Consider the following 25,735-nt stretch of genomic DNA (forward strand, 5'->3'; position numbering starts at 1 on the left):
CTAGTGGTCGGCACGTGCGGAATGCGGGGCCAATCAGAGAACTTTACGGATAGCAAACTTATTTGGAGGAGTAAGTGGACATCGTATTGGGTGTGTCGACGACACCTACGACGGTCCGCATGGTGCTGGTCGAAGGGGAAAAGGGCGACGGTGTAACCGTCGACCACGACTCGTTCGACGTCGCTTCTGAGGAAGGCTCGGCTAACTCGGCGGCCGATCAGGTCGTCGAAGCGGTGCTGGGCACCCAGGAGAGCGCGGCAACCGGCGGCCACCACCTCAAGGCGATCGGTGTGACCTGGAGCGACCACAGCGAGGGCGCGGCACTGCGCGATGCGCTGGCCGCCAAGGGCCTGGACGACGTGATGCTGGTGTCCGCGAGCCACGCCGCGGCGTCGCTGGCGCAGGCCGCGGGCCGCGCCGTTGGATACGCGACCACCGCACTGCTGTTCATCGACCGTGACAGCGCCACGCTGTCGGTCGTCCAGACCGACGATGGCTCGGTCGTGAAGGTGCTGAGCAGCAGTCTGCACAGCGAGGACGCGATGGGAGTGCTGTCCGAGATGGCTGCCGCCGTCGACGCGCAGGATTCGCCACCGCAGGGCATGTTCGTCGTCGGCTCCGGCGTCGACGTCTCCTCGGTCAAGGAACACCTCCGGCACCTGGTCAGCCTCCCGGTCAGCGCGCCGGACGAACCCGAACTCGCCCTCGCTCGCGGTGCGGCCCTGGCCGCCGCCAACGCGCCGGCCATGGAATCCTCCACCGTCGGCCTGGCCTACTCGCTGGACCCCGACGGCACCACCGCAGGCTCGGTCCTCGCCGGCCTCGCCAATGCGGAGACGCAGCTGCGGGCGGTCGGCTCCGATGGGGCGGCCCTTGATGACTATGACCCCCAGACCGACATGCAGCTGGCCGAGCCCGAGCGCAAGCCGTTCCTGCTGGTCGGCAGTGCGCTGACGTCCATCTTCGTCGTCGGCGTTGTGGCGCTGGTCATTTCCTTGGCGGTGAGCATCCGTCCGACGGCCGACCAGCGGCCGAGTCCCGGTCAGAACGCGCTGGTTCCGACCACGGTCGTACCCGCCGCACCGGCTCCCGCGCCCCCTCCGGTGGCGAAGCCGGTCGAGGCGCCCCCGCCGCCGCCGCCGGCGGCGCAAACCATCAAGCCTCCGGTGCCCGTGGCGCAGCAGGTGCCGCAGGCACCTCCGCGGACCGTGTACGTCGAGGCGCCGGCACCCGCGGCACCGCCCCCGGCACCTGCGGCACCGCCTCCGGCGCCCGCGGCTCCGGTTCCCGCGCCGGCGCCGGCGCCGGTCTACACGCCGCCGCCGGTCTACAACCCACCGCCGTACTACCGGCCGTGGACGCCGCCGTGGCGCCCGACGTATGTGCAGCCGAAGCCGTGGACTCCGCCTTGGAGCCCGCAGTGGGACAACGACGAGCCCGAGACGCCGCCGCAGCAGCAGTACCCGCAGGAGTCGCAGTACCCGCAGCAGCAGTACCCGCAGTCGCCGTCACGGAGCGGCTCGGATAACGGCTCCAATTCGCGCGGTGGTTCTCAATACCCGGGATCTCAATACCCGGGATCGGGTTCGTCCGGCCGTGGCGGCGGTGGTGGCGGAAACAACTGCTTCCTGATCTTCTGCAGCTGAGGCCGGCCGCGTTCACTCGTAACCCAGCGTTGGTGTGTTGCTAAGTGTCGCGTAGCAGTTAGCTCATCGGGGCTGCCTAAAGAGGTGGTATGCGATGCGCAGTATTCGGCACGGGCTATCTCGGAGCGACTCACGCCGCCGGCATGGCCGAAATCGGGCACGACGTGATCGGTGTCGACATCGACCCCGGGAAGATCGCCAAGCTCGCCTCCGGCGACATTCCGTTCTACGAACCCGGCCTGCGAAACATGTTGGCCGCCAACATCGCTGCGGGTCGATTGCGCTTCACCACCGACTACGACGCTGCCGCTGACTTCGCCGACGTCCACTTCCTCGGCGTCGGGACTCCGCAGAAGAAGGGCGAATACGGCGCGGATCTACGGCATGTGCACGCCGTCATCGACACGCTCGTGCCGCGCCTGACTAGATCAGCGGTCATCGTCGGTAAGTCCACGGTCCCAGTAGGCACCGCCGCTGAGCTCGCCGAACGGGCGCGGGCATTGGCGCCGGCGGGCATCGACGTCGAGGTGGCGTGGAATCCTGAATTCCTCCGTGAAGGCTTCGCCGTGCACGACACGCTGCATCCCGGCCGGATTGTCCTTGGCGTGCCGAAGAATTCGGTCAGCGCCGAATCCGCCGTGCGTGAACTGTATGCGCCGCTGCTGGACGGGGACGTGCCGTTCCTGGTCACCGACCTGCAGACCGCAGAGCTGGTCAAGGTGTCGGCAAACGCGTTCCTCGCCACGAAGATCTCCTTCATCAATGCGATCTCGGAGGTGTGTGAGGCGGTCGATGCCGACGTCACGGTGCTGGCCGACGCGCTGGGTCACGACTCCCGGATCGGGCGCCGATTCCTCAACGCGGGTCTCGGATTCGGCGGCGGCTGCCTGCCCAAGGACATCCGCGCGTTCATGGCCCGCGCCGGTGAGCTCGGGGCCAATCACGCGCTGACGTTCCTTCGGGAGGTGGACAGCATCAACATGCGCCGTCGGACCAGGATGGTGGAGCTGGCGACAACCGCGTGTGGTGGTTCACTACTCGGCGCGAACGTCGCGGTGCTCGGCGCGGCGTTCAAGCCCGAGTCCGATGACGTGCGCGACTCACCGGCACTGAACGTCGCGGGAATGCTGCAACTCAACGGCGCCACCGTCAATGTGTACGACCCCAAGGCGATCGAGAACTCGCAGCGTCTGTTTCCGACACTGAACTACTCCACGTCGGTGGTAGAGGCATGTGAACGCGCCGACGCCGTGCTGGTGTTGACCGAGTGGCGCGAGTTCGTCGATCTCGATCCCGCCGAGTTAGCCGATACCGTACGAGCCAAAGTCGTTGTGGACGGGCGCAATTGCCTCGATGCCGAGCGGTGGTCGGCCGCGGGCTGGCACGTGTACTGCCTGGGTAAGAGCCCGCGCGCGGTCACTCCGCCGTCGCTTGTTTGAGCATTCCGTCGAAGCCCTGCCACAACAGCATGAACACGAGTTCCACGACCCGCTCGCGCGGCACGTCGCGATTCTCGTACCACCAGCTGGCGACTCCGTGACATGCCGCTTGGGTGGCCCTGGCCAGTATCCACGCCGCCTCGTCAACGGTGATGCCCTTCACCGGTTTTGAATCGCCCGCTCCGAATCGGATCAGATCGGCGATACCGGCGGTGCCGAGGTCGGCCAACTCCTGCCGCACTTCGGCGATCTCGGGGTCGGCGGGCACATCCTGATGGAAGACGCGCCAGATGAACGGATCCTCCTCGACGAACGCGAAGTAGTTCGCGATGCTGGCGCGCACCAGCTCTTCGACCGTCGCGCCTTCGAGGCGACGCAGTGACCGCTCCCGCAGCTGCTCGGCGTGCGCCAGCAGGAGCGTCACGTGCAGGTCGCGTTTCGAGCCGAAGTGGTCGTAGAGCACGGACGGAACGACGCCTGCCCGCGCGGCGATGTCCGACATCTTGGCGGCCGTATACCCGTGCTCGGCGAAGACCTCGACGGCCGCGTCGAGGATGCGGGCCCGGCGTTCTTCGGCGGGTATCCGCTTCCTTGCCATACCGAATGATAATTCGGTAGGCTCCGGTTCCATAACCGAACCACAATTCGGTAAACCGTGTGGGCGGTCGACGGAGCGGAGGCTCATGGCTCAGACCACGATCAAGCAGTGGATTCACTGGCTCTCGGTACACGGCCTGATCCGGGGCTTCGCCAAGGTCGTCGCCCGTCGGGGTGATCCGCGCGGACGGCTACTCGCCGATCCCACGGTGCGGTCGAACCCGATCGGATTCATCGAGGAGCTGCGCGCGCGTGGCCCGCTCGTTCGGTGTCGCGGGCTCTACATGACCGTCGACCACAAGGTCGTCAACGACCTACTGCGCTCCGACGACTTCCACGTCTTCGCCCTGGGGTCGAATCTGCCCAAACCGATGCAGTGGGTCGCCGACCGCACGAGATCCGATCTGCTGCATCCGATTCAGCCGCCGTCGATGCTGTCGGTGGAGCCGCCGCAGCACACGCGTTACCGCAAGCTCGTGTCATCGGTCTTCACCGTCCGCGCGGTCGCGGCATTGCGCGACCGCGTTCAGGAGTCGGCGAACGCCCTACTCGACGACCTCACCGACGCGGGCACCGTCGACATCGTCGATCGATACTGCTCGCAACTCCCCGTCACGGTGATCGGCGACATCCTCGGGGTGCCCGACGACGCCAGGCCCCGCATCCTCGAGTTCGGTGAACTCGGTGCGCCGAGCCTCGACATCGGTCTGACGTGGACCCAGTACAAGACGGTCTACCGCGGTATCAGGGGCTTCAACGACTGGCTGTCCAATCATCTGCGCGAGTTGAGCCGAAACCCCGGCGACGACCTGATGAGCCAGATCATCGTGGCGTCCCAGGACGCCGAAGGCGGACCGCTGACCCATCAGGAGTTGCTCGCGACCGCGGGGCTGGTGCTCGCGGCAGGCTTCGAGACGACGGTCAACCTGCTGGGCAACGGAATTCGGATGCTGGTGGACAGTCCGCAGCATCTCGACACGTTGGCCGAGCGTCCCGAGCTGTGGCCGACGGCGGTCGAGGAGGTGCTGCGGCTGGATTCGCCGGTGCAACTCAGTGCCCGGATCGCGATGAGGGACATCGAGGTCGAGGGCGCCCTGGTGAAGCGCAACGAGGGCGTGATCCTGTACCTCGCCGGCGCCAATCGGGATCCCAACGTCTTCGACGATCCGCATCGGTTCGACATCGAACGCGACAACGCGGGGAAGCACCTGTCGTTCTCCGGCGGGCGGCACTTCTGTCTCGGTGCGGCGCTGGCGCGCGCCGAAGGTGAGGTCGGGCTGAAGACCTTCTTCGAGCGGTTCCCGGATGCGCGGCTGGCCGGTGAGGGCAGCCGTCGGCAGACGCGCGTACTGCGCGGATGGTCGTCGCTCCCGATCTCGCTTGGTGAGGCGCGCACCGCTGTAAGTTCGTGACGTGGACTTCCGAGCCGCCCTGCTCGATCAGACCCAGGCATTCGGCGAACTGATTCGCGACGCAGACCCTTCAACACCAGTACCGACGTGTCCGGACTGGACACTCAACCAGTTGTTCCGCCACGTCGGGCGCGGAAATCGTTGGGCCGCGCAGATCGTCGCCGAGCGCCGCAGCCAGCCGCTGAACCCGCGCGATGTACGCGACGGTCGACCGCCCGAGGATCCGGACGCCGCCATCGACTGGCTCAACGGCGGTGTGCAACAGCTCCTCACCGCCGTCGACCAGGTCGGCTCCGATGCCCGCGTATGGACGTTTCTTGGCCCGCGGCCCGCCGGGTTCTGGATCCGCAGGCGGCTGCACGAGGTCCTCGTGCATTTCGCCGACGCCGCGCTCGCGTCAGGCGCCGACTTCGACCCGGCACCGGAGCTGGCGGCCGACGCGATCAGCGAATGGATCGAGCTCACGGTCGTACAAGCCGACAAACACGCACCACCGGTCGACCGAGGGCGCACGCTGCATCTGCACGCCACCGAGTCGGACCTCGGGCCGACGGGTGAGTGGACGATCGGCAACGACGAGCACGGTTTGTCCTGGTCCCACGATCACGGCAAGGGCGACGTCGCGCTGCGCGGCCCGGTCAGAGACCTGCTGCTGGCGATCATGCGGCGACGCCAGGCGCCGGAGCTCGACATCGAGGTTTTCGGGGACGAGGCGATGTGGGACGCATGGCTGCAACGCACACCGTTCTGATTGGCGTATTTTCACGACCATGACCACTTCGGAGATCGCGACCGTCCTTGCTTGGCATGACGCGCTCAACGAGCAGGACCTCGACACCCTCATCCAGGTTTCCAGCGACGACATCGAGTTCGGCGACGCGAGCGGCGCGGGACAGGGACACGCCGCGCTGCGCGAGTGGGCGAGTTCCCTGGCCACCTCGGCGGCCGTTCCCGGCCGGATGTACGTCCGCGACGGTGTCGTCGTCGCCGAGGAGGAAGACGGAAGGGCGGCGGCGTTCCGTGTCGTGCACGACCACGTCACGTCGGTGTTCCGGCACGACGATCTTGCGTCGGCGCTGGCCGCCACCGAGCTGAGCGAACGGGATCTGGCGGGCTGATGCGGGGGATCATTCTGGCTGGAGGGTCGGGGACGCGGCTGTACCCGATCACGATGGGTGTGAGCAAGCAGCTGGTGCCGGTGTACGACAAGCCGATGATCTACTACCCGCTGTCCACCTTGATGATGGCGGGCATCCGCGACATCCAGATCATCACCACCGCCGATGACGCACCGGCATTTCACCGATTGCTCGGTGACGGTTCACAATTCGGCATCAACCTCACCTACGCCGTGCAGGAGAAGCCCGACGGCCTGGCGCAGGCGTTCGTGATCGGCGCCGGCCACATCGGAAATGATTCGGTGGCACTGGTGCTGGGGGACAACATCTTCTACGGACCGCGCCTGGGCACCAGCCTCAGCCGATTCCAGGAGGTCAGCGGCGGTGCGATTTTCGCGTACTGGGTCGCCAACCCGTCCGCATACGGCGTGGTCGAGTTCAGCGACGACGGCCTTGCGCTTTCGTTGGAGGAGAAGCCCGAGACGCCGAAGTCGCATTACGCGGTGCCGGGGTTGTACTTCTATGACAACGACGTCATCGAGATCGCGCGCGGGCTGAAGCCTTCGGCGCGAGGCGAATACGAGGTCACCGACATCAACCAGACGTACCTGAACCAGGGCCGGCTGTCGGTCGAGGTGCTTGCCCGAGGTACCGCGTGGCTGGACACCGGGACCTTCGACTCGCTGCTCGATGCCAGCGACTACGTGCGCACGATCGAGCGCAGGCAGGGGTTGAAGATCAGCGTCCCCGAGGAAGTCGCCTGGCAGGTCGGCTTCATCGACGACGAGCAGTTGGCCACGCGCGCAAAAACTCTGCTCAAGTCCGGCTATGGCCGGTACCTGCTGGGGCTGTTGGAGCGCTAGGCGTCGCGAGTACCGCGGCGATCGCCGTAGTCAGCGGCACCGACAGTGCCAGAGCGATGCCACCTACCGCGGACCGTGCGATCTCGATGGCCACGCTCTCGCTGGTCAGCACGTCACCCAACGAGCGGTTCGCGACGCTGAACAACAGCAGCAGCGGCAGCGCGCTACCCGCGTAGGCCAGCACCAGTGTGTAGACGGTGCTGGCGATGTGGTCACGTCCCACCCGCATGGCGCCGACGAACACCGCCCGGCGTGAAGTGCCCTCCAGCGCAGCCAACTCGAACGCCGTCGACGCCTGTGTGACGGTGACGTCGTTGAGCACGCCGAGCGAACCGACGATGAATCCGGCCAGCAACAGCCCGGTGATCGACACGTTGCCCAGGTATGTCGCGACCGCGTTGTTCTCCTCTTCGGAGAGCCCGGTCAGATGAGTCAACTCGATTGCGGCCCAGGATAATACGGCGGCCACCAACAGCGACGCCAGGGTGCCGAGCAGAGCCGCGCTGGTGCGAAGGCTGACGCCATGCGCCAGGTAGATCACCGCGTAGAGGATCACCGACGACGCCACTAACGCGACTGGGATGGCGGCGGCCCCGTCGCGCAGGGCGGGCAGCATGAAAGCGACCAGCACCAGGAACGCCACGACGATGCCGATCAGCGCGCGTAGTCCGCGCCAGCGGGCGACCGCGACGACCACCACCGCGAACGCGACGGCCAGCCCGAGCAACGGCCATGACCGCTCGTAGTCGTAGAACGAGTAGGTCGTGACGCCGGTCGGGTCGACCTGGCGGGTGATCCGAATCTGGTCGCCGACCGCGAGCTGTGGCTGGCCGGCCCCGCCGCCGAACTCGAGCAAGGTGTTGGCGCCCGCGTTCGGTCCCGAGTCGATCGCGATGAACGCCCGCACGCAGCGGGCGCCCCCGCCGTCGGCCGGCGGCGGCGGGGCCGTCAGCACGCCACCCACCGCCTGGTAGCCGCAGGTGGCCTCGGTGCTGGACACCACATGGCCGGCCTCGGTGGTGACGGCGCCGCCCTCGGCGTTCTGGAACGGCAGCGGGATGTCGACCTTCTGCTGGCTCGGCCAGAGCCAGGCGGCCCCGGCCAGCGTCACGACGCCGATCGCGATCAGCAGTCCGACGACGACCCTGGCGGCCAGCGGCCCCAGCGGCGAGGGTCCGCTCAGGGAATGTGAATGGGCGTGCGAGTGCGTCACCCGCAACAGGGTAGAGGTTGTTTCGAGATCGTTATTGCCGGTAGCTGACGAGGAAGTTGCCCAGCCGCTCGATGGCGTTGGCCAGATCGCGGGCCCAGGGCAGCGTCACGATGCGCAGGTGGTCGGGTGTCGGCCAATTGAAGCCGGTGCCCTGGGTGACCAGAATCTTCTCCTGCAGCAGCAGATCGAGGACCAGTTGCTCGTCGTCGACGATGTCGTACACCTCTGGATCCAACCGCGGGAAGGCGTACAGCGCGCCTTGCGGTTTCACGCACGACACCCCGGGGATCTCGTTGAGCTTCGTCCACGCGATGTCGCGCTGCTCCAGTAGCCGCCCGCCGGGCAGCACCAGATCCTCGATGCTCTGATGTCCGCCCAGCGCGACCTGAATCGCGTACTGCGCGGGCACATTCGGGCACAGCCGCATATTGGCCAGCAGGCTGATGCCCTCCAGGAAGCTGCTCGCGTGTTCTTTGGGCCCGGTGATCACCAGCCAGCCGGAGCGATAACCGGCAACTCGGTAGGCCTTGGACAAACCGTTGAACGTCAGTGTCAGCAGATCCGGCGCCAGCGTCGCGAGGCTGATGTGCTCGGCATCGTCGTAGAGGATCTTGTCGTAGATCTCGTCGGCGAGCAGCAGCAGTTGATGCTTGCGCGCCAATTCGACCATCTGCTCGAGGATCTCGGTGCCGTACACCGCACCGGTGGGGTTGTTCGGGTTGATCACGACGAGCGCTTTGGTGCGGTCGGTGATCTTCGCTTCGAGATCGGCGATGTCGGGCTGCCAGCCCTGGGTCTCGTCGCACAGGTAGTGCACCGGCGTGCCACCGGCCAGCGAGGTCGACGCGGTCCACAGGGGATAGTCCGGCGCGGGTATGAGCACCTGGTCGCCGTTGTCCAGCAGCGCCTGAAGCGTCATCGTGATCAGTTCGGAAACCCCGTTGCCGAGGTAGACGTCGTCGACGTCGAATCGGGGGAATCCCTCCACCAATTCGTAGCGGGTGAACACCGCGCGGCGGGCCGCCTGGATGCCCTTCGAGTCGGAGTACCCCTGCGCGTACGGCAGCGCCTGGATCATGTCGCGCATGATCACGTCGGGCGCCTCGAAGCCGAACGGGGCCGGGTTGCCGATGTTGAGTTTGAGGATGCGGTGACCCTCGGCCTCCAGCCGTGACGCGTGTTCGTGCACGGGGCCACGGATCTCGTACAGCACGTCCTGCAGCTTGGATGACTGCGTGAACATGCGCGGCCGCGGATGCTGCCCGGCGGCATGAAACGGCACGTGGTGCGTGGTCACGTCCTTAATGCTCTCATTGCCGTCCAGCGAATATCGAAAAACGCTGGTCAGCGCTTGCCGGGCGGACGCGCACCCTTCGCGATACCCAGACCCTTCACCGGCGCGGCAGGCGCTTCGCCGTTGTCGTCCGCAGAAGGCTCGGGCGCAGCGCTGGATTCGCCGTTGGCCGCTTTATCCGGCTGTGGCGCAGCAGGTTTCGCAGGAGCCGCGGGTGCTGCCTTCTTTGCGCCGGGGCGGCGCGCACCGGCGGCGATGCCCAGGCCCTTGACCTCGGGTTCAGGCTTCGCCGGTGCTTCGGCTTCGGTGGGTGCCTGGGCTTGGGCAGGTGGCGCACCTTCGGCCTGCGGCGCCGCTTCAGCATTTGCGGGGGCCGCGGTTTTCTTGGCTCCCGGGCGGCGCGCACCGGCGGCGATGCCCAGGCCCTTGACCTCGGGTTCAGGCTTCGCCGGTGCTTCGGCTTCGGCCGCGGGGGCTTCCGCAGGGGCAGCCGCGGCGGTCTTCTTGGCGCCGGGACGTTTGGCGCCCCCGGCGATGCCCAGGCCCTTGACCGGTGCTGACGCGGCGGGCTTGTCTTCGGCGGGCTTGTCGCCGGCGGGAGCGGCAGCCGCCTTCTTGGCACCGGGACGCTTGGCGCCCCCGGCGATACCCAGTCCCGTGACGGGCTTGGTGTCCGCAGTCGCGCTGGACGCCTTGGCCTCGGTCGGAGCCGCTTCCTCGACCTCTGCTTCGGTCTCTTCCTCGACTTCGGTCGCCTCGGCCTCGACCTGCGCGGCGCGCTGCTCGGCTGCTTTTTCTGCTTCTCTGGCCGCGGTGCCCTTCTCCGGCAGCGTCACCGCGCTCGTGTCCAGCGACTCCAGCAGCAGCTGTGCCACGTCCTTCACTTCGGCCTTGGGGACATCCCTGGTCGCGGCGACGTCGTCCACACCGTCGGTGATCATCACGCGGCAGAACGGGCAACCGGTCGCGATCGTCGACGCGGTATCCATCGCCTCTTCGGTGCGTTCCACGTTGACGCGCTTGCCGATGTGCTCTTCCATCCACATCCGGGCACCGCCCGCGCCGCAGCACAGGCCACGGTCGGCGTGCCGCGGCATCTCGGTGAGCTTGGCGCCGGACGCCCCGATGAGCTCGCGCGGCGCCTCGTAGACCTTGTTGTGCCTGCCGAGGTAGCAGGGGTCGTGGTAGGTGACATCGACCCCACCGTCGGCGGGCTTCACCGGGACCAGTTTCTTGTCACGGATCAGCCGGTTCAGCAGCTGGGTGTGGTGCAGCACGGTGTAATTACCGCCCACTTGCGGATACTCGCGGCCCAGCGTGTTGAAGCAGTGCGGGCATGTCACGACGACCTTGCGGTCCACCCGCTCGACACCGGTGAAGAGCTCGTTGAGCGTCTCGACGTTCTGCGCGGCCAGCTGCTGGAACAGGAACTCGTTACCCGAGCGCCGGGCCGAGTCGCCGTTGCACGTCTCGCCCTCGCCGAGCACCAGGTACTTCACGCCCGCGGTCGCGAGCAGTTCGGCGACCGCCTTGGTGGTCTTCTTGGCGCGATCCTCGTATGCGCCCGCGCAACCGACCCAGAACAAGTACTCGTAGCCCTCGAAGGACTCGACGTCCTTGCCGTAGACGGGCACATCGAAGTCGACCTCGTCGATCCAGTTGGTGCGGTCCTTGGAGTTCTGGCCCCACGGATTGCCTTTGTTCTCAAGGTTTTTGAACAGCACGCCGAGTTCGCCGGGGAACTCGGACTCCATCATCACCTGGTACCGGCGCATATCGACGATGTGGTCGATGTGCTCGATGTCGACCGGGCACTGCTCGACGCAGGCGCCGCACGTGGTGCACGACCACAACACGTCGGGGTCGATCACGCCGCCCTGTTCGAGTGTGCCGACCAGTGGCCGGGTGGCCTGCTCGGGACCCGAACCCATGATTCGTTCGAAGCCCGATTCCGGAACGTGGTGCTCTTCGTCGTGTTTCTCGCCGCCGAGGTCCTCACCGACGCCACCCTCGGAGGTGTTCTCCAGCGGCGACTCCTTGTCGCCGAGGATGTACGGCGCTTTCGCGAACAGGTGATCGCGAAGGTTCATGATCACGAGCTTGGGGGACAGCGGCTTGCCGGTGTTCCACGCGGGGCACTGCGACTGACAGCGTCCACACTCGGTGCACGTGGTCATATCGAGGTAGGCCTTCCACGTGAAGTCCTCGATCTTGCCGCGCCCCAGGATGGCGTCCTCGGCGGGATCCTCGAAGTCGACCCGCTCGCCGTCGTACTCGACGGGCAGCAGCGGACCCAACCCGTTGGGCATCCGCTTGAACGTGACGTTGACCGGCGCCAGGCCGATGTGGAGGTGCTTGGAGTGCAGGACGATCAGCAGGAAGACCAGCATGACCGCGATGTGCCCGATCAGCGCCAGCGTCTCGATCCACTCGTTGGCGGATTCGCCGAGCGGATGCAGGATCCAGCCCATGAACTGTGAGAAGAACGCGCCGTTGCCGTAGGGCAGGGCTCCGGTGTTGGCGCCGGCGCCACGGACCAGCGCGTAGGTCCAGATGACGTTGAAGATCATGAACAGGATCAGCCAGGCGCCGCCGGTGTGCGAACCGTAGAAACGCGAGTCGCGCCCGTGCTTCTTGGGCTCGCGGACGATACGGATGATCGCGAACGTGATGATGCCGAGCAGCACGGCGACGGCGAAGAAGTCCTGCAGGAAGCCGAGAGCGTCCCAACGGCCAACGAACGGGATGTGGAAGTCGTGGTCGACGACCTGTCCGAACGCCTCGACGTAGACCGTGGCGAGGATGAAGAAACCCCACATGGTGAAGAAGTGGGCCATGCCGGGAATCGACCACTTCAGCAGCCGGGTTTGCCCGAAGACCTCCTCGAACTGCGTGGTGATGCGCTTCTTGAGGTTGTCCTTGCGGTTGTTCTCGACGCTCGTCTTCGCGCCGGACCGGATCAAATTCGTCAGGAAGAGCACGCGCTTGAATGCGAAGACACCGACGAGGGCGAGCATCAGGACCACGGAGATGATCCTGATCAGCATCTGCGTTTCCACCGCGCGCCTCCCGTCCTTAAGTTACTCAAGGGTAACTTATCCGATGTTACCCGCCAGTAACTTTCGCTGCATGCCTGCTCATAGTTACACCACAGCTGGATTCAGGTCTACGCAGGCTGACCTAACTACGGTTCGCCACACTCACCGGATGGCTGTCGGGGCTGCCGGTTTCCGCCGTGACCGCCGCCGACATCGGTGGCAGGAATCACAGGTGATCAACCCTGAGGTGCGACCATCGCGCGCAACATCGACAACATCTCCGAACGCGATTCGGCTCCCAACCGTCGCCGGATTCGGGCGACGTGATGCTCGACGGTCTTCGCTGAGATGAACAGCTGGGTGCCGATGTCGCGGTACGGCATGCCGAGCAACAGGAGTTCGGCGACTTCGCGCTCGCGGTCCGACAGTTTCGTCGCCGCCGGGCGGGTGGGACCGGGGTGGCTGTCGACGGCCGCCGACGTGTCGAGGCCCGGCGCAGCATCCAGTGCGGTGGTCTGTTTCAGGTCGCGAGCCAGCTGCAGCATCGCACCCGAGACGCGGCCGTCGGGCGTGTGCAACGCGGCCTGCCCCGCCAACCGGGTGGCATCCCAGGTGAGCCCGAACTGTGACAGCCCGCGCGCCGCCGCGCCGACGTCGTCGGTGTCTACATGGTTGGCGAGGACCCGCAGCCACGTGCGGCCCGCGGTGGCCAATGCCTTGGCGAACGGGCTGTGTGCGGCGGCGGCGGTCAACGCCTGACCGTGCGGCGCCACCGCCTCCGGTGAATTGGCGAGGATCCCCGCGTGCACACCGGCCCAGCGCAACGGCACCGACCACAACAGCGGGTTGCCGAGCGAGTCCAGCAGGCCGAACGCCTCGTCGAGGGTGTGCTGCAGCCGGTCGATCTGACGCAGCCGGGCCGCGGCCACCCATAGCTCGCCCAACGGCAGCAGGGAGAACAGGTCCATCGAGTATTCGGCGAGCACCTCGGCCGCCGCATACCAATGCTTCTGTACCGCGCCGCTGTCGCCGCTACGGCGCGCGATCGCCGTCTGCAGCGCCGACGCCCACAGCGCGTCGCGGCGATGCAGCGCATCGGCATTCGCGGCAACGGCGGCGGCGTCGGCCGTCGCGGCCTGTAGGTGGCCGTCGAGCATCCGCACCCAGCCCAACAACAGGCGGTGTCTGCGTGCGGCGAAGGTTGTGTTCTCGGGGCTTTCGTCCATTGACGTCCGCACGGCACGGCCGATCACGCTGCGGGCCCGTACGGGATCGCCGCCGTGCAGGGCGGCGAGCGTCACCAGCGCCGCGGGGGTGTCGGGTGCGACGCCCGTCGGCGCCTGATCGGCGGTGATCGACTGGCCCAGCCGTGCGACCGCCGAAGGGTAAGGAGCATCGAGGGACATCAGGAGTCCCTCCGCGAGGCTGCGGGCGGCGCGCGAGGTCGACGTCGGCGGGCCCGCGCTCTCGGCGCTGAGCGCCGCCCGGGCTGCGGGCAGATCCCCAACCGCGAGCGACACGATGGCGCCCGCCGAACCGACGAACGCGTCCGGATAGGGGCCGAGCCAGCGGAAGATGTCGGCGGCCTGCGCGGAGCTGCCATCGTGCGCAGCGATGCTGGCCGCGATGCGGACCGCGGCCGCGCGCTCGGCCGCGTCGTCGGACCCGAGCAGCTCGTCTGCTATCCGCCCCGCGGTCGCACAGTCGCCCGTCAGGGCGAGCGCGTCCGCCAATCTCGCGTTGAGCTTCGTCGCCCCTGCGTCGGCTGCCGCGCGATAAAGTCTTGCCGCCCTTGCGGGTTGGCCCTGGCACTCGGCCGCGAGTTTGGCCAGAGCGCTCGCCAGCTGATCGTCGCGAAGCCCGTGCTCGGCCAGCCGCAACGCGAGATCGGCTGACAGCGTGGATGATTCGATCTGAGAGACGAGCAATGCGATCTCGGTGTCATGGTGGCGTGCGGTACCGATGATCTGTGCGATGCAGTGGTGCACGGAACGCAGGAAGGTGTGACTGTGCGACGGCTCGATCAATCCGGTCGCGCGGGCGCGGTCGACAAGGAATTGGGCGTCCTGGGGTCCGATGCGCAGCGTCGCCGCGACGTCGTCGGGGCCCAGGCCGGGACTCAGCGAGGTGACCAGCAGGGTGTCCAGCACCGGCTCGTCGAGTCGGCGTAGCCGTTCGATCAGCGCGAAGCTCGCCGCCTGCGCGATCGCCGACGTCGGCGTCTCGCCCTCGAGGGATGAGGCGGCGGTGATCGCCGGACCCAACAGGAACGGCAGCCCGGCCGTGGACACCATGAGCGCACGAATGAACTCGGGTGTCGGTGTGGCGCTGAGTATTTCGGCCGCGGCACGCGTCACGTCAGGTGGACTCAATGCGCCTATCATCACGACGGGGTTCTCGCGTTCGATCGCGGTGGCCAAGGCGCGCAGCGCGGGCCGATGCGCGAGGGGTTCCGTCGCGACGACGACCGTCGAAGCGGGATCGGCCACGCGGTCGACGAGCTGTTCGAGTTCGACATCGTCGAGCAGATGCGCGTCGTCGATCACGATGGCCGCTGCGGGATCGTCACCGCTGCGCGGCGGCCGCGTGAGTAACGGAATCCCGGCCGTACGCAATGTGTTTCGCACGGCGGCGAGGATCGACGTCTTACCGCTGCCGATGCCGCCGGCCACCAGGAGCTTCACCGGTTCGCCCGGCGCTGCCGTCAGCGCCGCGATCGTGTCACGCGCGGGCGGCGGGATCTCGGTGACGTGCTCCGGCGCCGGTTTGGGCATGGATCACGTGCCGTCGTCGGGAACCACCACGTCAGGTGTCGTGGTGATGATCGGCTCGTCGGTCGTAGTCGGCGGTTGGGTCGTGGTAGGGGGTTGGGTGGTCGTCGGCTGCGTCGTCGTCGGCTGTGTGGTCGTCGTGGTGGTGGTTGTGGTGGTGGTGGTTGTCGTCGTGGTCGTCGACGAGGTCGTCGACGGGGTGGTTGTCGTCGTGGTCGTCGTCGAGGGAGGCGGCACAACGGTGGTGCTCGGCTGGCCGTCGGATCCCGTGACGGTGATGGTCTGCGAGGTGGGTGGTCCCGCGGGCGACGGGCCGGTCTCGAAGGTCGTCGCCGTCTCGGTAACCGGACCGGTGTTGCTGGACGTGCCGGTCAACGTGACCGCGAGACCGCCAATGGCCAACAGCACAGCCGCGGCGGCGGCTCCGAACAGGATCGTCGGACGCTTGTACCACGGCAGTGGTTCCGGCTCGGGGGTGAAGCCTTCTTCTTCGTGGCTGAACTCCATCGGCGGCCTGGCCGCCGACCCGGTGGCAGCTGGGTCGAAGGTGTAGTCCTCGCCGGTGTACGGCACGGGCTCGCCGCCGCCGGCAGGGACGTCGTCCTGCGACCATGCGAGCGCACGAAAGGTCGAGGAATCCATCGAGGAGTCCCCGGCGTCGCCGGCCATGCCCGCTGCGGCCGCACCAGCGGCGCCCAAGCCGGCCGCGCCTGCGACCCATCCCGCGGTCGGGGCCATCCCCGTAGGCGCATCCGCTGCGGTGGCCATTCCCGTTGCGGCGTCGGCACCTTCGGCCAGCACGGCGGCGCCTGCGGCCACGTTCAGCTGCGATTGCGGCGTCGTGACGACGGGCGCGCGTAGCCGCGTCGAGAGCTGCTGAGTCACCAGCGGGATGTTCGCACCGCCGCCGACCGTCGCGACCGCCGAGATGTCTGACACCGCAATGTTGTTGCGCTGCAACGTGTCTTCAACCGTGCGTAGGAGGCCGGTGAGCGGTTCGGCGATGAGTTGTTCCAACTCGGTGCGTGTCACGCGAACATCGGACGCGAAGCCGGGCAATGCGGCATGCACGGCTGTGGCCGTCTCGGCGGACAACCGCTCCTTGGCCAGCCTGCAGTCGTTGCGCAGCCGGGCCAGTGAACCGACGGCCGCCGTGTTCGCCGGATCGGCGTCGCTGGCCTCCGCGATGCCGGCGACGACGTGGCTCAGCAGCGCCTGATCGATCTGATCGCCGGAGAAGTCGGCGTACCGCACCGTCTCACCGATGGTGTCGTAGTTGGCGCCCGCGTCGGCCAGTGTGACGCTGGTACCGCTGCCGCCGAAATCGCACAGCACCACGACGCCGCGGGACGGCAGCCCGGGCGCCGACTGCAACGCCGAAAGTGCGGCGACCGAATCCGGGACCAGCGCCGGCGCGACACCGTTGGGAGCCAGGCTCGGGGCGCCTCGCAACGCGCCGCGCAGTGCGCCGACCGTCGCGGCACCCCAGTGTGCGGGCACCGCGATCGCGATGGGCGCACCGCCGCCGACGGTCCGTGCCATTGCGTCGAGGGCTTCGACGAGTACCTGCTCACCGCGGTGGGCCGAACCGTCGGCCGCGACCAACGGCACCGGATCGCCCACGCGCTCGACGAATCCCGTCAGCACCATTCCCGACGGCTGGATCGAAGGGTCGCCTGAATATTCGGACGGCACGCCGACTTCGGCTGCTCGGTCCTCGAACACCGTGAGCATGGAACGTCGCATCACCGGGGGACGGCCCATGCGAGCCGCCACCAAATTGGTCATCCCAATCGACAACCCGAGAGAGTCGCTCATCTTTTCCTCTGCGTTTCGGCCGAACATCACGATAGCGGCTCTGCAGCCCGAAACCCGGCACATCCCCCTATGGCGCGAAAGCCCCTAATGTCGGGGCCCCTAATGCCCCAGGTGTAGAGGTGGGTTTCGCACCGATCTCTGCGGCGTCAGCGGTGGATAGCATCGTGACAAGCCATCTGGCTCGTGCCATCTGTCTGTCATCTATATCTGTATTGGGAAGGAGGGTGTTTCATGGCCAATTCGCTGCTCGACTTCGTGATGTCCCTGGTGCGAGATCCCGATGCCGCCGCGCGCTACGCAGAAAACCCGGACCAAGCCATTCTCGACGCCAACCTCACCAACGTGACCACTGCCGACGTCAGCAACCTGATTCCGGTTGTCACCGAGTCGCTGGGCGCGGCGGTGCCCAGCACGGGGGCCGAGGGCTTTGGTGACATGGCTGTCGACATGGCCGACAACGTGTGGGCGAGCAGCGCCGCGACGGCGGCGTTCGACGCGTTCGACGCCCAAGTGCCTGTTCAGGCCTTCGACGATATGCAGACGACCATCACCGACTATGTCGATTCTTCGGATGACGTGCTGGACTCCGGACTGGATGCGCTGGAGGATTCGAACGTCCCCGGGGTGGTCGGCGCCGGTGACGGGTCACTGCAATTCGACCAGCCGATCATCGACGACCTGCCGGTGTTCGACCTGCCGGCCGACGGTCATCTCAGCGAGACCGTCATCGAGGTCGCCGACATGGATTCCGACCCGTCGGGATACGACATCTTCTGACTTCTGACCCCCTCACCACCACGACTGCGCGGCCGCAAGCGGCCGCGCAGTATTGTTTTCCGCCCCGCTGTGAGCGCAACCCCCTAACAACCCCCTAATCCCCTAACGGAGGGTCATGACCCATCCCGAGGTGCCTCATGGCAGGCAGGGGTTTCGACCCCGTTTCAGGGCAGTCGGCTGGTCCCTAACGTGGTCATCAGTTCGCCGGACAGCCCGGTGTGACCAGCTTCCGACAACACGACCGAAGGACGACAGAAATGACGAACGTAATCGACTGGCTCCTGGACCTCTTCCGTGATCCGATCCGGGCCCAGGAATTCATCGTGGACCCGGCCCGCTCGATGGCCGCGGCCAACGTGTCCAGTGTGACCGCCGCTCAGGTGCAGGCGGTTGCCGCCACGGTGGCGCCGGCCGCCGTCCTGCACGGCGGCGGCGATCCCGTCTTCGGGCTGCAGCAGGCCGTTGCCCAGACCCACGGCATCGCCTTCGCCCCGCAGCGCCAGACCGAGATGTGGTCGAACAACGACACCAGTTTCATGAGCCCCGAGACCAACATGTCCAACACGACGGGTGCGGACTCGCAACAGGGCGTCGGCAACTTCGACCTGGAATTCGGTGATATCACCCTCGGCGACAAGACCAGCAACACTGCCACCAATGGTGGTGTGGTGAACACCGGCACCGCGGGCGACATCGACGCGACCCATGTCGACGGCGACGGCAATGTGGTCGGTGACGACAACGAGAACGTCAGCACCGGCGACATCGACGACTCCAACGTCAACATCGGCGAGGACAACGACATCGACGACAGTGGCGACCAGACCGCCGGCGGGGACATCATCTCCGACAACGAGGGACCCGTCATCAACGACAACGACATGAGCGGTGGCAGCGGCGGTGGCGCGGCAGGCGGCGACGGTGGCGGTGGCCTGATCGGCATCGGTAACGACGGCGGCAGCGCGTCCGGCGGGGCCGGTGGTTCCGGCGGCGGCATCGTGATCGTCGACAACGACACGACCACCGTCGGCGGAAACCAGACCACGGTCGACGACTCGGTGGACAACTCGGGCCAGGACAACTCGGTGGACAGCTCCGTCGACAACTCGGGTCAGGTCAACAGCAGCATCGACACCAGCGTCGATGTGGACAACACGGTCGACGCCGGTCTGTTCTGACGACGAGCACCAACGCCACTGGCGGGGATCGAAAGCCGATCCCCGCCAGTTCGCGCATCTACCGTTAGTGCTGAGCCGTCTCCGGGCACCAGAAGGACTTCATGACGCAACCGAGTGACCCCCGCAATACCAAGGTCATCGTCGAGTTGATCGACCACACCAACAAGATCGCCGACGCCAACGAGCGCGGCGACTTGGTCGAACGCCTGGCCAGGGCCAAGGCGCGGATCACCGATCCGCAGATCCGGGTGGTCGTGGCCGGACAGCTCAAGCAGGGCAAGAGCCTGCTGCTCAACTCGCTACTCAACGCTCCGGTCGCGCGCGTCGGCGACGACGAGAGCACCGTGCTGCCGACGGTGGTGTCCTACGGCGAGAACACCTCGGCCAGGCTGATCGTCGCACGCCCCGATGGTGCGGAGCCGGAAGCGATCGAGATCGAAATGGCCGACATCAAGACCGATCTGCGCCGCGCTCCGCAGGCCGGCGGCCGCGAGGTGTTGCGGGTCGAGGTCACCGCGACGGGCCCGCTGTTGAAGAACGGGTTGGCGTTCGTGGACACGCCCGGCGTCGGTGGGCACGGCCAGCCGCACCTGTCGGCGACGTTGGGGTTGTTGCCCGACGCCGACGCGGTGTTGATGTGCAGTGACACCAGCCAGGAGTTCACCGAACCCGAAATGACATTCATGCGGCAGGCTTTCGGCATCTGCCCGGTCTCGACGATCATTGCCACCAAGACAGACCTGTATCCCCACTGGCGCGCCATCGTCGAGGCGAACAAGGCGCATCTCGACCGGGCGGGCCTGTCGATCCCGATGATTCCGGCGTCGTCGCTGTTGCGTAGTCACGCCATCCAGCTCAACGACAAGGAACTCAACGCGGAGTCGAACTTCCCGGCCATCGTGAAGTTCCTCACCGAGCAGGTGCTGTCGCGGCAGCGGGATCACATCCGGGAACAGGTGGTTGCCGAGATACGTTCGGCTGCTGAGCATCTCACGCTCAAGGTCAGCACCGAGCTGGCGTCGCTCAACGATGCCGATGTGCGGGACCGGATCACCGAGGATCTGGAGCGGCGCAAGGAGGAAGCGCAGGAGGCGCTGCAGCAGACAGCGCTGTGGCAGCAGGTGCTCAACGACGGAATCGCCGATCTGACAGCCGATATCGACCACGATCTGCGCGGCCGCTTCCGGATCATCGGCCAGCACATCGAGAAGGAGATCGACAACTGCGACCCGACGCAGCACTGGGCCGAGATCGGGACCGAGCTGGAGAACGCGATCGCCACCGCGGTAGGGGACAACTTCGTCTGGGCGTATCAGCGTGCGACGGTGTTGGCCGAAGAGGTGGCCCGCACCTTCACCGAGGCCGGCCTGGATGCCGTCAAGATGCCGCAGATCGATGCGCGCGAGATGGGCGCCAGCCTCGGCGAGATCAAGTCGCTGGCCAATCTCGAAGCCAAACCGGTCGGCAAGGCACGCAAGGTCGGGATCGGTATGCAGGGCTCGTACGGCGGTGTCCTGATGTTCGGCATGCTGACGTCGTTCGCAGGTCTGGGCATGTTCAATCCGCTATCCCTCGGTGCCGGTCTGCTGATGGGGCGTAGCGCGTACCGGGAGAACATGGACAACCGCATGATGCGGGTGCGTAACGAGGCGAAGTTGAATACGCGCCGGTTCATCGACGACGTTTCTTTCGTCGTGAACAAGGAGTCGCGGGACCGGCTCAAGGGTGTTCAGCGCCAACTGCGTGACCACTACCGCGGCATCGCCAACCAGACGACGCGGTCGCTGAACGAATCGCTGCAGGCGACGATCGCCGCGGCCAAACTCGAGGAGAACGAACGCAACACGCGCGTCAAGGAACTCGAGCGCCAGCTCAGCATCCTCAAACAGGTGACCGACCACGCGGACAAGCTGCTGTCGGAGGCTCAGTCGGCGCCCAGCTGACAGGCCCTAAGCTGGTCTGTCGATGAGCACGAGTGACCAGGTGCGCGCGATCCTGGGCGGAACCATCCAGGCCTACCGCTCCGATCCCGCCTACGCACAGCGTCCCGACGTGCACAACGAACTGGACCGCATCGGCCGCCGGCTCAACCAGCCCATCCGCATCGCGCTGGCGGGAACGCTCAAGGCTGGCAAGTCCACCCTGGTGAATGCGCTTGTGGGCGAGGACATTGCGCCCACCGACGCCACCGAGGCCACCCGCATCGTCACCTGGTTCCGGCACGGTCCGACACCGAAGGTCACCGCCAACCATCGAGGTGGACGACGCTCCAACGTGCCGATCGGCCGCGACGCCGTCGAGGGTGGTCTCACCTTCGACTTCGCCACCCTCGATCCCGAGGACGTCGTCGACCTCGACGTCGAGTGGCCCGCATCCGAACTGATCGACACCACGATCATCGATACGCCCGGCACGTCGTCGCTGTCCAGGGACGTCTCCGAACGCACATTACGACTGCTGGTCCCCGACGACGGCGTTCCACGCATCGACGCGGTGGTGTTCCTGCTGCGCACCCTCAACGCCGCCGACATCGCGCTGCTCATGCAGATCGGCGAGCTGGTCGGGGGATCGGCGGGGGCGCTTGGAGTCATCGGTGTCGCGTCGCGGGCCGACGAGATCGGTGCCGGCCGGATCGACGCGATGTTGTCCGCCAAGGACGTGGCGGCCCGGTTCACCAGCGAGATGGACAAGACCGGCATCTGCCAGGCAGTGGTGCCGGTATCGGGGCTGCTGGCGCTCACCGCGCGCACCCTGCGACAGAGCGAGTTCGTCGCGCTGGAGAAGCTGGCCGGGGTCGACGCGGTGGAGCTGACCAAGGCGATGCTGTCGGTGGACCGATTCGTGCGCGAGGACAGTTCGTTGCCGGTCGACGCCGCCACCCGGGCCGCGCTGCTCGACCGGTTCGGCATGTTCGGGATCAGGATCTCGATCGCGGTGCTGCGTGCCGGCGTCACCGATTCGGTGGCCCTGGCCGACGAACTGCTCGAGCGCAGCGGGCTGATCGCCCTGCGCGACGTGATCGACCAGCAGTTCGCGCAGCGGTCGGATCTGCTCAAGGCGCATACCGCGCTGCTGTCGCTGCGGCGCTTCGTGGAGAACAACCCGATCTTCGCGAGCCGCGCCATCATCGCCGACATCGATCCGCTGCTGGCCGATACCCACGCGTTCGAGGAGTTGCGGCTGCTCAGCCAATTACGTTCGCGGCCAACCACGTTGAACGAGGACGAGATGGCGTCGCTGCGGCGCATCATCGGCGGTTCCGGCACCGACGCCGCCAGCAGACTCGGCCTGCAACCCGATGCCCCCTACGACGGGCCCCGGTCCGCGTTCGCCGCCGCTCAGCGCTGGCGCCGTCGCGCCGAACACCCGCTCAACGATCCGTTCACGACGCGCGCCTGCCGGGCCGCCGTGCGTAGCGCCGAGGCGCTGGTCGCCGAGTACGCCGCCAGAGGCCGCTAGGGAGCCGGCGTCACCGTTTCGGTAACCGTGCTGGTTTCCGTGCTCGTGCTGATGCTGGTGCTGACGCTCGGTGTCGTGGTGGTCGTGGTCGGCGGTGTCGTGGTGGTCGTGGTGGTCGTCGGGGACTCGGTGGTCGTCGTCGGCGTGACGGTCTCTGTCACGGTTTCGGGCGCCGCCGTGGTCGTCGGCGTGACTGACCGCGAGGTGGTGGTGAGCGGAGTCAACGTCGTCTGCTCGGACGGCGCGTCACCACCGGTGATGAGCTTGGCCAGGCCGAACACGATCAACGCGACGATCACCGCGCCCAGAGCCCCGAACCCGACGAGCGCGCCCGGCTTACGGAACCACGGGACCTCGTCACCGGGCGGTGGGCCAGGCGGCCCGCCGTATCCGCCGTCGCCGTAGTTGAGGTAGGCAGTCGGGTCGTCGTCCGGATGGTTCGGGTCGTCAGGAGATCCGTATCGCGCCACGGGGACCGATAGTAGGCGCTCAGGGGTAGGGATTGAGCGTACGCGTGATGTTGGTGCGTGGCGTGCGCCGTGTCGTTCGGGTGGTGGGGCCTTCGTCCTCGTCGTCATCGTTGCGGGTCGTCGGCCGTCTGGTCGAACTCTCGCTGCTGGACGTCGTCTCTGACGATGACGTCGGCGATGTCGAAGGGCCGTCGATGTCGGTGGTCTCCGGCGGACTCGTGCTCGTAATCGTCTGAGTGGTGGTCGTGTCCGTTGACATTGACGCCGTTGCCGAGAACGACGGCGTGACGAAGTCGAGAGGGGCTTCCTCGGTTTCGCCGAATTGGCGGGCCAGCGCGGTCGCCGCGACGATCAATATGCCGATCACCAGGATCGCGAGAACGCTGGCCCCGAGGAGCGTGGACGTGCGATTGTGCCAGGGCTGCCCGTCGTCGTCGTCGAACTGCCGGCGGGCCACGGCGCTGATAGTAGTGGCGACATGCAGGTGAGCGCCTGTTCAGCGGAGCTGCGGGATGACCTCTGCGGCGAAGAAGTCCACGTGGTCGAGATCTGACATATCGAGAACCTGCAGGTAAATCCGCTGCACGCCGATCGTCAGGTAGGCGCCGAGCTTGTCGGCGATCTCGGTGGGGGTCCCCACCAGTGGAGAGTTGCTGCGCAGTTCGTCGACCTCGCGACCGATCGCGGCGGCCCGCCGGGAGATCTCCTGCTCATTTCGACCCGCGCAGATCACGAAGGCCGCGGAGTACGTCATCGACTCGGCTGCGCGTCCGGCATCGGCCACCGCCGAGGCGACCCGCTCGAACTGAGTCTGAGCCGTTTCGAGCGGCGCGAACGGAATGTTGAACTCGGCGGCGAACTGCGCGGCGAGCGCCGGTGTCCGCTTCGCGCCGGCGCCACCGATGATGATCGGCGGATGCGGCGACTGGACCGGTTTGGGTAGGGCGGGAGATTCCGTGACGGCGTAGTGGGCGCCGGCGTAATCGAACGTCTCCCCGCTCGGGGTCGTCCAGAGGCCCGTGATGATGTGCAGCTGTTCGGTGAGCCGGTCGAAGCGTTCACCAAGCGGAGGGAACGGGATGGCGTAGGCCTTGTGCTCGGCTTCGAACCAGCCTGCGCCGATGCCCAATTCCACACGGCCGCCGCTCATTTCGTCGACCTGTGCGACAGCGACCGCCAGGGGGCCCGGATAGCGGAACGTGGCCGAGGTGACCAAAGTGCCGAGCCGTATCGAGGTGGTTTCGCGCGCGATGCCGCCCAGCGTGACCCAGGAGTCGGTGGGTCCCGGTAGACCGTCACCGCTCATGGCGGTGAAGTGGTCGGAGCGGAAGAACGCCGAGTAGCCGGCGGCTTCGGCCGTGCGGGCGACCGCGAGTTGGTCGTTGTAGGTGGCGCCCTGTTGAGGTTCGACGAAGACCCGGAAGTCCAGTGGTGAATCCACGCGTTCCAGCCTAATGGGACGTGATCAGAAGACCTCGACGCCCGAGGTGCTGACGAACATGCCGTGACCGGTGCCGTCGTTGGTGAACCGGGTGCCGTCGGTGGTCGCGGCGATCGTCCAGCCGAGCGCACGGTAGGTCTGGTAGTCCAGGGTGACGGCCGGGATGGCGCCGAGGTTGCCGACGACCCAGCGCATGCTGCCGTCGGCGGTGACGTTCACCCCGTTGGCGGGCATGCCATTCACTTCGACGGAGTTGGTGAACTGCGATTCGCAGCCGACCTCGGCCTCGGAGATCTGGCAGCGCGTCAGACCGGATTTGGTCTCGATGAACACGTAACCGGACTCATCCGGTGGCAGTGTCGTCGCGCCGGGCAGCCCCGTCGGCGGCGACGTGGACGGCGGTGGGGACGGCGGTGTGCTGCTCGGCGACGGCGTTCGCGTCGGCCTGGATGTTGGAAAGCTCGGTTCGGTCGGTGAGGCACTGGACGCGACCGGATTGCCCTCGACGGTTGTGGAGCAACCGGCGGCCAGGACGGCCGCCGACAGCAGGAGCCCGGCGGCGAGGCCGCCTTTCACAGGCCTCGTCGTGCGGCGCGCACGGCTTGAGCGGCTTGGGCATCGGAGAAGGTGAGCCGGGCTTCATCGCGACCGGCGACGAAAAGCGTGAGCTCACCGATGTCTCCGGTGACAGTCAAGCCGGGACCGCTGCCGACGACGGCGACTGTTTCGCCTTCAGGCGTCCTCAGAGTGACCCGGGCGGGCACTTTCCCCATGGTCAGCCTGGCCATCATGCCGACGGGGCGCCGGAGCGCCGCGATTGTCTCGGCGTCGAGAGACCGTGGCTCCCAACCGGGTCGAGCCCTGCGGACGTCTTCGTGATGGATGAACATCTCATCCATGTTGGCGACCGAATCGAGAAGCTTGAAGGGCGACAACAGCGGTGGTCCCGACGAGATCTTGTCCACCAACTCATCCCAGTCGGTGGACGATGCGGTCTGCCGCTGCACCTTGTCGGTGTAGCCGGCGAGGAACGGGATCGCGATACCGGGCGCGGCATCGAGCCTGCGCTCGCGGACCACCAGATGCGCCGCGAGATCGCGGGTGGTCCATCCCTCACACAAGGTGGGCGCGTCAGGCCCGATCTCGCTCATGGTCGCCACCAGGGCGGCGCGCTCGCGCCGGGCTGCAGTCATGCCTAACC

General features: G+C 66.9%; 21 protein-coding genes. 10 read left to right on the plus strand and 11 right to left on the minus strand.

Annotation, left to right across the window (positions count from 1 at the left end; translation table 11 throughout):
• Positions 1 to 74 precede the first annotated feature (74 nt).
• Together G6N36_RS23495 and G6N36_RS23500 are read left to right on the plus strand one after the other, a co-directional pair.
• Positions 75 to 1,646 (plus strand): DUF7159 family protein, encoded by a 1,572-nt coding sequence (locus tag G6N36_RS23495; protein WP_163689193.1) that lies wholly within the window; start codon positions 75 to 77, stop codon positions 1,644 to 1,646.
• 89 nt (positions 1,647 to 1,735) lie between these two features.
• Positions 1,736 to 3,085: a UDP-glucose dehydrogenase family protein gene (locus G6N36_RS23500; RefSeq protein WP_163689194.1), complete on the plus strand. Its 1,350-nt coding sequence runs from the start codon at positions 1,736 to 1,738 to the stop codon at positions 3,083 to 3,085.
• On the opposite strand, the gene G6N36_RS23505 is transcribed toward G6N36_RS23500, so the two are convergent.
• Positions 3,063 to 3,683 carry a TetR/AcrR family transcriptional regulator gene (locus G6N36_RS23505; RefSeq protein WP_163689195.1) on the minus strand — a complete coding sequence of 207 codons (621 nt, stop codon included), beginning with the start codon at positions 3,681 to 3,683 and terminating at the stop codon, positions 3,063 to 3,065. The genes G6N36_RS23500 and G6N36_RS23505 overlap by 23 nt on opposite strands.
• An 85-nt stretch (positions 3,684 to 3,768) precedes the next feature.
• Here G6N36_RS23505 and G6N36_RS23510 point away from each other — a divergent pair, with 85 nt between their 5' ends.
• Genes G6N36_RS23510 through rfbA form a run of 4 tightly spaced genes read left to right on the plus strand, consistent with a single transcriptional unit; the run spans position 3,769 to position 7,075 of the window.
• A complete protein-coding gene (locus G6N36_RS23510; RefSeq protein ID WP_163689196.1) occupies positions 3,769 to 5,094 on the plus strand; it encodes a cytochrome P450 in 1,326 nt (441 codons plus the stop codon).
• Between the two features lies 1 nt (position 5,095).
• Entirely contained in the window at positions 5,096 to 5,845 is a 750-nt protein-coding gene (locus tag G6N36_RS23515; RefSeq protein WP_163689197.1) for a maleylpyruvate isomerase family mycothiol-dependent enzyme, read from the plus strand.
• Positions 5,846 to 5,864: 19 nt separating this feature from the next.
• Entirely contained in the window at positions 5,865 to 6,212 is a 348-nt protein-coding gene (locus tag G6N36_RS23520; protein WP_163689198.1) for a nuclear transport factor 2 family protein, read from the plus strand.
• Positions 6,212 to 7,075 (plus strand): glucose-1-phosphate thymidylyltransferase RfbA, encoded by an 864-nt coding sequence (rfbA, locus tag G6N36_RS23525; protein WP_163689199.1) that lies wholly within the window; start codon positions 6,212 to 6,214, stop codon positions 7,073 to 7,075. Before G6N36_RS23520 ends, rfbA begins: the two co-directional genes overlap by 1 nt.
• On the opposite strand, the gene G6N36_RS23530 is transcribed toward rfbA, so the two are convergent.
• The 5 genes from G6N36_RS23530 to G6N36_RS23550 all read right to left on the minus strand — a co-directional run bounded on the left by G6N36_RS23530 (position 7,029) and on the right by G6N36_RS23550 (position 17,209).
• Positions 7,029 to 8,288 (minus strand): YibE/F family protein, encoded by a 1,260-nt coding sequence (locus G6N36_RS23530; protein WP_179964853.1) that lies wholly within the window; start codon positions 8,286 to 8,288, stop codon positions 7,029 to 7,031. The two genes, rfbA and G6N36_RS23530, sit on opposite strands and share 47 nt — an antisense overlap.
• Positions 8,289 to 8,319: 31 nt before the next feature.
• Positions 8,320 to 9,594: a pyridoxal phosphate-dependent aminotransferase gene (locus G6N36_RS23535; RefSeq protein WP_163690850.1), complete on the minus strand. Its 1,275-nt coding sequence runs from the start codon at positions 9,592 to 9,594 to the stop codon at positions 8,320 to 8,322.
• Positions 9,595 to 9,632: 38 nt separating this feature from the next.
• Positions 9,633 to 12,641: a (Fe-S)-binding protein gene (locus G6N36_RS23540; protein ID WP_163689201.1), complete on the minus strand. Its 3,009-nt coding sequence runs from the start codon at positions 12,639 to 12,641 to the stop codon at positions 9,633 to 9,635.
• A gap of 215 nt (positions 12,642 to 12,856) precedes the next feature.
• Positions 12,857 to 15,394 (minus strand): isoniazid response ATPase/transcriptional regulator IniR, encoded by a 2,538-nt coding sequence (iniR, locus tag G6N36_RS23545; protein WP_163689202.1) that lies wholly within the window; start codon positions 15,392 to 15,394, stop codon positions 12,857 to 12,859.
• Between the two features lie 3 nt (positions 15,395 to 15,397).
• Positions 15,398 to 17,209, minus strand: coding sequence for an Hsp70 family protein (locus tag G6N36_RS23550; protein WP_163689203.1), 1,812 nt, complete (start codon positions 17,207 to 17,209; stop codon positions 15,398 to 15,400).
• Between the two features lie 231 nt (positions 17,210 to 17,440).
• Here G6N36_RS23550 and G6N36_RS23555 point away from each other — a divergent pair, with 231 nt between their 5' ends.
• The 4 genes from G6N36_RS23555 (at position 17,441) to G6N36_RS23570 (ending at position 22,623) form a co-directional block, all read left to right on the plus strand.
• Positions 17,441 to 17,986: an Rv0340 family IniB-related protein gene (locus G6N36_RS23555; RefSeq protein ID WP_163689204.1), complete on the plus strand. Its 546-nt coding sequence runs from the start codon at positions 17,441 to 17,443 to the stop codon at positions 17,984 to 17,986.
• Positions 17,987 to 18,243: 257 nt separating this feature from the next.
• Positions 18,244 to 19,164 (plus strand): IniB N-terminal domain-containing protein, encoded by a 921-nt coding sequence (locus G6N36_RS23560; RefSeq protein ID WP_163689205.1) that lies wholly within the window; start codon positions 18,244 to 18,246, stop codon positions 19,162 to 19,164.
• 101 nt (positions 19,165 to 19,265) lie between these two features.
• On the plus strand, positions 19,266 to 21,107 hold the full coding sequence (locus tag G6N36_RS23565; RefSeq protein ID WP_163689206.1) for a dynamin-like GTPase family protein: 1,842 nt from the start codon (positions 19,266 to 19,268) through the stop codon (positions 21,105 to 21,107).
• A gap of 22 nt (positions 21,108 to 21,129) precedes the next feature.
• Positions 21,130 to 22,623 (plus strand): dynamin family protein, encoded by a 1,494-nt coding sequence (locus G6N36_RS23570; RefSeq protein ID WP_163689207.1) that lies wholly within the window; start codon positions 21,130 to 21,132, stop codon positions 22,621 to 22,623.
• On the opposite strand, the gene G6N36_RS23575 is transcribed toward G6N36_RS23570, so the two are convergent.
• Genes G6N36_RS23575 through G6N36_RS23595 form a run of 5 tightly spaced genes read right to left on the minus strand, consistent with a single transcriptional unit; the run spans position 22,620 to position 25,727 of the window.
• Positions 22,620 to 23,093, minus strand: coding sequence for a hypothetical protein (locus G6N36_RS23575; RefSeq protein ID WP_163689208.1), 474 nt, complete (start codon positions 23,091 to 23,093; stop codon positions 22,620 to 22,622). The genes G6N36_RS23570 and G6N36_RS23575 overlap by 4 nt on opposite strands.
• A gap of 19 nt (positions 23,094 to 23,112) precedes the next feature.
• The gene (locus G6N36_RS23580) at positions 23,113 to 23,550 is read right to left on the minus strand and encodes a hypothetical protein (RefSeq protein WP_163689209.1); all 438 of its coding nucleotides are present in this window, start codon (positions 23,548 to 23,550) and stop codon (positions 23,113 to 23,115) included.
• Positions 23,551 to 23,589: 39 nt separating this feature from the next.
• On the minus strand, positions 23,590 to 24,522 hold the full coding sequence (locus G6N36_RS23585; protein ID WP_163690851.1) for an LLM class F420-dependent oxidoreductase: 933 nt from the start codon (positions 24,520 to 24,522) through the stop codon (positions 23,590 to 23,592).
• A gap of 36 nt (positions 24,523 to 24,558) precedes the next feature.
• Entirely contained in the window at positions 24,559 to 25,110 is a 552-nt protein-coding gene (locus G6N36_RS23590; RefSeq protein ID WP_163689210.1) for a hypothetical protein, read from the minus strand.
• Positions 25,107 to 25,727, minus strand: coding sequence for a TIGR03085 family metal-binding protein (locus G6N36_RS23595; protein WP_163689211.1), 621 nt, complete (start codon positions 25,725 to 25,727; stop codon positions 25,107 to 25,109). Before G6N36_RS23595 ends, G6N36_RS23590 begins: the two co-directional genes overlap by 4 nt.
• Between the last annotated feature and the right edge of the window lie 8 nt (positions 25,728 to 25,735).

Source organism: Mycolicibacterium gadium, from assembly GCF_010728925.1.
Lineage (GTDB): Bacteria > Actinomycetota > Actinomycetes > Mycobacteriales > Mycobacteriaceae > Mycobacterium > Mycobacterium gadium.